The organism is Paraglaciecola sp. 20A4 (genome assembly GCF_011378905.1).
GTDB lineage: Bacteria > Pseudomonadota > Gammaproteobacteria > Enterobacterales > Alteromonadaceae > Paraglaciecola.
Genome location: NZ_WTPY01000054.1, coordinates 1 through 9,800, shown reverse-complemented (window position 1 = coordinate 9,800; position 9,800 = coordinate 1). Strand labels below are relative to the sequence as shown.

Genomic DNA, 9,800 nt, shown 5'->3' with positions numbered 1-9,800 from the left:
GCAGAAATTATCGCTTTTTGTCGTGAGAATATGTCGCCTTACAAAATTCCAAAGCGTCTGTTTTTTGTGGACCAGCTCCCAGCTACTGCGGTAGGTAAAGCAGACAAGAAACTCATGCGCGATATGGCAAGTTAGACGCTCTGGAAATTGATAGGGTTCTAGTTTGAATGGTTAAAACTCATTAAATTAATGAGGAGAGTGATAATTTATCATATGGTTTTCGCTCTTTTATGCGAGCATAAGCAGGAGGATTTGTGACTGATCTTACATCTCACTTTCAAACTAGTTGGATTGAAAAACTACCTGACTATATTCGTAGTAATGTTCGTGAGCACATGACGTTGATTCGGTTGGCAAAGAGGCAGGCGCTTTACACAGAAGGAATGCGGCTTCCAGGTATTTATGAAATATGCTCGGGGCGGATTAAGCTCACCGCTTATAGCTACGGTGGTAAAGAAATGACGTTAACTATTTGTGGGTCGCCTGTGACAATTGGTGATACTAGCGTTATAACCCACAGTGACAGTGTTTTTGGTGCAACTTGCGTTGAAAAGTCAGAAGTTGCGTTACTTTCAATCATTGATTTCAATCGTTTAAGGAATAAGTATCCATTGATAAATGAGTTGATACTTAAAAACATCTGCTACAAGCAAGCAGCGATGTTCAGAGTACTTCGAGACACTACTTTTCTCAACATCGAGTTAAGGCTAGCCTCTCGTTTGCGAAATCTATCTTATGCTGTAGGCAAACCTTTTGGTGACGGTGCCTACGACTTGCCTGTTAATCAAAATGAACTGGCTAATATGCTGGGTGTTAGTAGGCAAACAATTAATGAGTTATTGAAAGCTTGGGAGATGCGAGGACTCATTGAAATTGTCTATGGTGGCGTTATTGTGAAAAAAATAGATGAATTGGTTGCTGGTGCTGGTGCTGTGTGTTGGTGAGCCTGTAACAGATTCTGTGGTGCGACACGATGTTGCTCCTGTGATTGTTTAATCCAAGGGAATGGATGTCAAACCTGCTGTCTCACCAGCAGTTCCCTACTCAGCTGTGCGTTGATGGTAACGTTGAGGTGCAAAGCGCTGAGGACAATGTAGCCGCGGGAAACCGTAGGTATCATCTGTGAAGAAGGTACTGAAACTGCTAGCCGAAAGTGGTGAAGGCGCTAGGGATGATGACAAGGTCAGCATATGCGAATCTCGACAAGTATCGTAACTGTTGAAGAGCTAAAACGGCTGATAAGCTCTAACCAAAAGGTAAGCGGTCAGGAACATCCTTTCACAGATAGGAGTTCGTGAGTGAATGTATCGCCGGTATAAACGGGAGACCTAAACCATCGAGTCACAGGAACGAAACGTGGAAACCCCGAATAACTCCGTAAGGTAGTTTAGCCGCAAGGGTAAACAATGGTTATGCGGGCATGGGAGGCTGGAAGAAGCGAATGGTTGATTGTAATGATCTGCATAAGGTATCTATTATCTGACTCGAAAGAGTGCCCACGTCCAGTTGGTTCTCAATAGCGAAAGAATGCGGAGAATTGAGTTTATGAGGGAAAGCAAATGACACCTGCAATCAAGCATGGTGGTGCATCCTCACCGTCAAAGAATTGGTCTTCCACTGATTGGAAACGAGCTAAGCTAGATGTTCATCGACTCCAAATGCGTATCGCTAAATCAGCTAGAGCAAAGCGCTGGGGCAAAGTCCAAGCACTACAACATCTACTAACACGATCTCACCAAGCAAAATTACTGGCAGTTAAACGCGTCACTGAAAATCAGGGACGCAAAACGTCAGGTGTTGACGAGATTGTGTGGGTCGATGCAAAACAGAAATGGAAAGCAGCTGAAACGTTGTCCTGCCGAAGTTATCGTTCACAACCATTGAGGCGCGTTTACATTCCGAAAAAGAATGGCAAAATGCGTCCATTGGGTATTCCAACGATGTATGACCGAGCCATGCAAGCGCTCTTTCTTATGGCTTATGAGCCGGTAGCTGAAGTGACGGCGGATCACCATTCTTATGGTTTTCGACCGAAGCGTTCTACTGCTGATGCTATTGAAAGGTGCTTTAATGTATTGGCTCAGAAAACATCTGCCCAATGGATCTTAGAAGGCGACATCAAAGGATGCTTCGATAATATTAACCATGCATGGTTACATCAACATCTAGCGTTAGAGCAGAAGGTGCTGAAGCAGTGGTTAAAGGCAGGTTTCATGGATAACGGGCGTTTATCTCCAACTACTGCGGGAACACCACAAGGTGGAATTATATCGCCTTGCCTATCAAATGGCGCATTGGATGGAATGGAGGCGATGCTTAAATCGATCACCAAGCCAAACCAGAAAGTTCATTTGGTAAGATATGCTGACGATTTTGTGATCACTGCCAACTCTAGGGAGTTGTTAGAGGAAACAATAAAGCCGGCAATAGTCGAATTCCTATTGGAGCGTGGTTTAACGCTCAGTGAAGAAAAGACCTTGATCACGTCTATAACAAAGGGATTCGACTTCCTTGGATTTAATGTGCGTAAGTATGGTCAAAAGTTGCTCATTAAACCAAGTAAAAGCAGTATCAAATCGTTCCTTGAGTCTATCAGATTAGCGATTAAGAAAGGCATAGCTACACCAATGGCAAGTTTACTTGGCTTTATTAATCGAAAGATAGTTGGCTGGGCAAATTACTATCGTCACGTTGTGTCCAAGAAAGTCTTAGATAACGTTGATTCTGTGATTTTCAAAACTCTTCATCGAATGATTAAGCGTAAGCATCCACAGAAGTCGGCAACATGGCTATACCGGAAATACTATACCAACCGAGGTATGCGGCAATGGATATTTGTTGTGCCTTACACGACTAATAGTGGAGAGAAACGTACTATAAGGTTGAAAAAGGCTAGCGATATTCCTATTCGCCGACACCGGCAAGTCATATCGATTGCGACTCCGTACGATGCACAATGGCTTGATTATTTCGATACAAGAGCTAAGAAATTGTCATTTTTGTAAAAGCTGTTGGGTCAGAGAAATCTGGCTTTATGAGAGCTTGAGCCGTGTGCAGGGAAACTTGCCCGCACGGTTCTTAGGAGAGGGAGCGGCAGAGATGCTGCTCTCTTATCCGACTAACTTCCATTATTTAAGATGTTTCTCGAGGCGGTCCCCGAACTCGTTAATAAAACGAACCATCGCACTCAGTAAGCACACTCAACCAGAACTTGGCACCTTCGTTCTCGGCTACCCACATACCCATTAGCTTTTTCTGTTTACAGCATTCCAAAATTAGTTAACCTGAGTTCGGGTTAGTTACAGCCTCAGTTGGTGTAACTCCTGATTTACTATTCATTTTTACACCTTTAGCTTAGGCATAATCGCTCATGATTGTTAACAGGTTGGGTTGCAACTGGTTCTTTCTATCTGTCGAGCGCGCTTATTAAGACAAATGTCGGCTAGCCGATATTGTCAACTAACCTTTTGGTGATAATTTACACCTCTGTGCTAGAACGATAGGTTTGTATTATTAGTTCAAGTTAGCCTTACTATAATTGGAAATAAACATGCAAGAATTTGTGAAAAGCGTCTTCGATAAAAACACAACGGCAGAACAGGTAGCCAGTGGATACGATTTAACCGGTAAGAACGTCATCATTACAGGTGCTAACTCAGGTATAGGTAAAGAAGCAGCCCGCGTGCTAGGGAATACGGGCGCTAACGTAACGTTAGCAGTACGTAATTATGAGGCGGGTTTACAGGCAGTTAAAGAGTTAAAAGAGAGGGCTCTTAGCACAGTCAGTGAAGCTAACTTCAGCGTATCAATATTGGATATAAGTTCGAAACAAAGCATTAAAGATTTTTGTTCTCGTTATGCAGAGGAAAACAAACAGCTAGACATATTGATTTCAAACGCCGGTATTATGGGGGTGGAGAAAAGCTTCATCGACGGTCTGGAATCACAAATGGCGGTTAATTTTTTTGGGCACTGCTTTTTGTCAGCCTCACTTGCACCGCTATTAAAATCGGCAACCAATGCAAGAATTGTAACATTAACCTCAATAGCTCACCATATTGCGAATATTGATTTTGATGATTTCAATTTTGAAAAAACTGATTATGTACCCATGGTTGCTTATGGTCGCTCAAAAACAGCGAATGTTTTGCTGGCCGTTGCTTTACATAATCGTCTGGCATCTTTCGGTATCACTTCCTTAGCTGTTCATCCTGGCGTTATTCATGAGACGGGTTTAAATCGCAGTATGAGCGAAGAGGCCGTGGCTCGGATTGCTGCTTCTGCAGAAGGTACTAACAAGACAATTGAAACTGGCGCTGCCACCAGTGTTTGGGCTGCCATTAGTGAACTGTTTATCGGTAAAGGTGGTTTGTATTTAGAAGACTGTTCTGTAGCAGAATTGATTAATACTCCTGAGTCTGAATCTGTTCATCGCTTTAAATCGGGGGTGTTTCCTTACGCATTAGATTCAAAGGCCGCTGACCGCTTATGGACGCAAGCCGAAAAATGGTTGGGACAGCCGCTCGATATAACTTGAGTCGAAATAATAAATAACAAAGTCATCATCTAAATAGTCGACTCTCTAGGAGTAATTATGGGTAACAATAAAGCACTTTCTGATATCAAGTTAAGGATCGCTGAGCGATTTAAAAAAATCGTTAAAGCTGATCCTAGCATATTGGCGTATATGCCTAACGAGGCTATTAAGAAGGAGGCTTTAGCCTCTGAGCTGTCGCTAACTAAAAAAATTGACCTGTTATTTAGTCAGTATGGCGAGCGAACAGCGTTGGCAGAACGTACTTATGATGTGGTAGTCGATCAGGCTACCGGGTTACAACATAAACAGTATCGTAAAGCGTTTTCAGGTATTAGCTATACCGAGCTACTCAGTAGAATCCACGGTTTAGCTAACGTTTGGTGTGGTGTGGGAGATAGTCTTGGTGAACATAGGGTAAAAACGGGTGAGTTTGTCTGTATTATTGGATTTGCCAGCATAGACTTTCAGGTCATAGATATGGCTTGCCTGTATGCCCAAGCCGTTACTGTTCCTTTACAGAGTACGACTTCGGGTGCAGACCTAAAAGAAATTTTTGAAAACATGAACCCTGCAGCTATCGCCGCGACAGTGAATGATTTAAAAGTGGCCGCGTCCCATGCTATCGAACATGGCAATATTAATAGTTTAATTGTTTTTGACTATGAGGATAGAGATGCTGACGATAGGGCTATTTTTGATGAAGTGCTTTTACTGATCGAAAAATCCGGTTTGCCGATAAAGTTGTGCGTGTTGGACGACTTGATCAAGCGCGGTCTTAACCAGCCTTGGCATGCTCTGCCGTCTTGTGACGAAGGAGATTCGCGATTGGCTGCGATAATTCATTCATCAGGTAGTACCGGTAAACCCAAAGGGGCGATGTTAACTGAAAAAGCCATCAGGTATGTATGGGAAATTTATCTGTCGGCCCCCATTCAAATTCCTAATATTTCTGTTATTTATGCACCGCTTAATCATCTTCTGGGTCGAGGTAATGTGATAGGTACTTTGGCCACTGGCGGTACTTCAAACTTTGCATTAAAGCCAGATATGTCGACGTTATTTGAAGATGTGAGAATAGTTGACCCGACGCGGTTAACCTTTTTTCCAAGGGTATTTGAACTGATTTATCAGCATTACCAGAATGAGGTATCAAAGCGAATTAGAAAGGGAGAAGACGAAAATAGCGCCAGCGCCGCGGTTAAAACCGGTATGGGTGAGTATTTTCTGGGTAGACGATTGTTGTCGGGGATAGTCGGCGGTGCACCTACGTCACCGGCAGTGAGAGCATTTATGGGTGAATGTTTTGATTTTGTGCTTTTGGATGGTTATGGAAATACAGAATCGGGAACGGGTGGTATTGCTGTTAACGGTATTATCCAATCACCTCCGGTGACGGAATACAAGTTACGAGATGTACCCGAGTTGGGGTACTACTCAACGGATAAACCCTTTCCAAGAGGGGAGTTATGTTACAAAAGTGAGGTTGGTGTTACGGGGTATTATAAACAGCCTGAGGCAACAGCTGAATTGTTCGATGAAGATGGTTTTTCATTGACAGGTGATATCGTTGAAGAGCGAGCCCCTAATCATATTGTTGTTGTTGATCGTCGTAAGGATGTACTTAAATTGTCGCAAGGAGAGTATGTTGCTTTGGGGACTTTGGCGGTTGATTTTGAAAGTGGTAGCCCTGTGATTAAACAGCTTTATCTTTACGGAAATCCATTGCAGGCCTATCTCTTAGGTGTCGTCGTTCCAGACCTTGAAGCGGTAGAATCCGTGTTAGGGGATGGTTGGACACAGACTGAGTTAATGGCTCTTCTACGCAGTGAGATGCAAAAAGTGGCGGTGGCTAAGGAGCTGAAAAGTTTTGAAGTTCCTCGCGACCTAATTATTGAGAACGAAGCTTTTAGTCAAGAAAATGGTTTACTATCCAGTGTAAGAAAACGTCTTGGACCCGCCTTAAAGAAAAAGTATGGTGAGCGTCTAGAAGAAATTTATCTGAAACATGAAAGCATGAAAGATGCTGAAATAGACTCATTGAAAAGTGAATCTTGTATGTTGTCCACCCGTGAAAAAGTAGCAAAGATTGTAGCGTTTACATTGCGTCTTGACGACGTCGATGCCAATAGCCCGCAAAGCTTTGCAACCTTGGGAGGCGATTCATTAGCGGCGGTGACGTTGTCGTTGGAGTTGGAAGGGATATTCGGTGTAGAAGTTCCCGCTGACGTAATCTTGAGCCCCATGGGAAATATAGCTCGTTGGGCAAAGCGCATAGATTCTGCTATTGAGGGGCTGCATGATAGGCCAAGTTTCGAGACAATACATGGTAAGAACGCTGAAATTGTCAATGCTGAAGATTTGCAAATATCTCGCTTTTTAGGTGATGATTTTGTTAACGTTGCCGAAATGGCACAACCAGTATCGTCTGCTGAACCTAAGGTGGTTTTACTCACTGGTGCTAATGGTTTTCTGGGGCGTTTTGTTTGTTTGCAGTGGTTAAAAAAATTAGCCCCTGTTGGTGGTAAACTAATTTGCCTGATCCGTGCCGAGGACAATATTAGTGCGCGCCAACGACTTGATGCTATTTTTTCAGGCTCTATAGAGAACGATTATCAACAGTTGGCAAGTGAACATTTAGAGGTTTACAGCGGTGACGTTGCAGAGTCAAATTTTGGTCTCGAAATCGACGATTATACTCGCTTAGTAGGTGATGTTGATCGTGTGGTGCACGTGGCGGCAATGGTTAATCACGTAATGGGCTACGCGAATATGTTTTCTGCTAATGTTGTTGGTACTGCAGAAATTATCAAATTCGCTCTGACAAATACAAAGAAGCCAATCGATTTTGTGTCGTCAGTTAGCGTGAAATATTATCTCGACCTGAGTAAAGGGGATAATGAGGAATCGCCACTGCTAAATAGTGTGCCGTTGATAACTACCTATGCTGCAGGTTATGGCTTGAGCAAGTGGGCAGGAGAGCATTTGTTGAGCAAGGCTCAAGCTGAGTACGGACTACCTGTGAATGTTTTTCGCGGTGATATGATGCTCGCCCATGAAGATTATAAGGGGCAAATAAATACCGATGATATGTTTACTCGTTTACTGTTGAGTATTATTGCTACTGGCCTTGCACCTCAGTCATTTTATCAACGTAATAGTGATGGTGGAATACAAAGTGGTCATTACAATGGTGTGCCGGTGAATATTGTCGCCGATACTATTGTTGGTGGCTATAGCCTAAATCGTTCATCTGATAATAATATTCATCAGTCTGGTTTTTCCGTTATTAATATCTCAAATTTCCACGACTATGATGGTTGCTCGTTAGATTCGTTTGTAAATGATATTGAATCGGCAGGTTATGCAATTACCAAAATTGAAGACCACGGGGAGTGGTTTAAGCGCTTTAAACAAAAGTTGAATGCCTTACCCGAAAATGTAAAGAAAATGTCTGTTATATCTTTGTTAGAGGCTTTTGCTAATCCTTATCCTGCGGCTCAGCCTGGAACTGGTTGTAATAATTTCAAATCACTTTTGGAGCATTATTTGGAAGAAAAACTGCCGCATCTTGATCAATATTTTGTTAATAAATGCATCGAAGATATCAAGAGTATGGGTATGCTCAACGATGTAGTGAATTAATATTATGTCGACTTAGTGCCAATTTTCTCCTGTTATTGTTGTAAGTCAATTCGATAGAAAAATGCGGATATGGCGTGTTCAATTGATGTACGCCTATCAGCATATCAATTCATAATTTAACAAAAGGGCTCCCTATGGCAGCAACAGATAGTAACTACAATGAAGAAATGCAACTTTTTCGCCATATGGTCTTACGTTTTTTAGAGCAGAAAGTTTTACCCTATTATGATACGTGGGAAAAAAACCATCATATGCCTCGAGAAATTTGGAATACCATGGGAAACGCAGGAATATTACTCGTTGATTTTCCTGAAAAATATGGTGCAGCAGCGGCTAGTTTCGATGTATGCCAAATGATCCAGGAAGAAATGTGTCGTCTGAATTTAGCTGGATTAGCCGGAGGTTACAATATCCATGCAAATATTGTTGCTCCCTATCTATTACATGTTGGCAACCAGCAACAACAAGACCGTTGGTTACCTGCAATGGTCACTGGCAAAGTGGTAACCGCTATTGCGATGACAGAGCCCGGAGCCGGAAGTGATCTTGCAGGTATTCGAACCAAAGCAGTGAAAGACGGCGATGACTATATTCTAAATGGCTCCAAAACGTTTATCACCAATGGTATCCACGCTGACATGATCATTGTTTGTGCTAAAACTGATATTAATGCGGGCTCTAAAGGTATCTCATTATTTTTAGTCGATACCAGTCTACCCGGTTTTTCTAGGGGTAATCCTATTGAAAAAATAGGACAGCATAGTAGTGATACAGCTGAATTATTTTTTGAAAATATGCGTATCCCTAGCGACGCTTTGTTAGGTGAAGAAGGTAAGGGGTTCATGTATTTAATGCAAGAGCTGCCACGAGAACGACTTGGCGTTGCGGTACAAGCAATTGGTCATGCTCAAGGCGCGCTAGATTTAACCTGTGATTATGTCAAGGAACGCAAAGCATTCGGTCAATCTGTGTCACAGTTCCAAAATACCCGCTTTAAACTAGCACAATGTCAAACCGAGCTAGAAATGTGTCGCGCACTGCTGGAAAAGTATATGCTTAAGTATCAGCGCGATGAAATGACCGTGACCGATGCCGCGAGACTCAAATTGGCTGCCACAGAAATGCAATTAACGATGGTAAATGAGTGTCTACAATTGTTTGGTGGTTATGGATATACCGATGAATATCCTATCTCTCGTTTTTACCGCGATGCACGCATTCAGACTATTTACGCTGGTTCATCAGAAATCATGAAAGAAGTAATTGCTCGTGACATTTTAGGTCGCTGAACCCTATATAGACGTAAAAAATCATCTACTGACATGTCAAGCTTTTATCCTTGGTGGGATTGATTTTCTCCGCAAATTATTGGTAATAATGCCTCTATAACGAGCACTAATCACAGTCACTTTCGACGCAGAACTTCGTGGCGTCCTCGCTATTTAATGATGATAATGATACTCAGAGTCATTGCTATTGAAGTTACACTCAAAAATTAGCGTAATGGTCTTATATAAAGTCATCATTCTGCGGATTAAAAACAAGGCAGATTCAACTTTGAAGTGCATAACAGCTAAGCAGCTATTGCTACCATGTGTTCAGCCATTAACTTGGCTGGCGT

General features: G+C 42.4%; 5 protein-coding genes. All 5 read left to right on the top strand.

The features are described 5' to 3' along the window. Positions 1-254: 254 nt before the first annotated feature. Positions 255-944 (top strand): Crp/Fnr family transcriptional regulator, encoded by a 690-nt coding sequence (locus GQS54_RS22530; RefSeq protein ID WP_166426167.1) that lies wholly within the window; start codon positions 255-257, stop codon positions 942-944. A 615-nt stretch (positions 945-1,559) separates the two neighbouring features. Next, positions 1,560-3,005 (top strand): group II intron reverse transcriptase/maturase, encoded by a 1,446-nt coding sequence (ltrA, locus tag GQS54_RS22525; RefSeq protein WP_240920043.1) that lies wholly within the window; start codon positions 1,560-1,562, stop codon positions 3,003-3,005. Between the two features lie 545 nt (positions 3,006-3,550). Further along, positions 3,551-4,537, top strand: coding sequence for an SDR family NAD(P)-dependent oxidoreductase (locus tag GQS54_RS22520; protein WP_166426166.1), 987 nt, complete (start codon positions 3,551-3,553; stop codon positions 4,535-4,537). Between the two features lie 57 nt (positions 4,538-4,594). Then, the gene (locus GQS54_RS22515) at positions 4,595-8,179 is read left to right on the top strand and encodes a thioester reductase domain-containing protein (protein ID WP_166426165.1); all 3,585 of its coding nucleotides are present in this window, start codon (positions 4,595-4,597) and stop codon (positions 8,177-8,179) included. Positions 8,180-8,313: 134 nt separating this feature from the next. Beyond that, complete coding sequence (locus GQS54_RS22510; RefSeq protein WP_166426164.1) at positions 8,314-9,468, top strand: acyl-CoA dehydrogenase family protein; 1,155 nt, start codon at positions 8,314-8,316, stop codon at positions 9,466-9,468. The last annotated feature ends 332 nt before the right edge of the window (positions 9,469-9,800 follow it).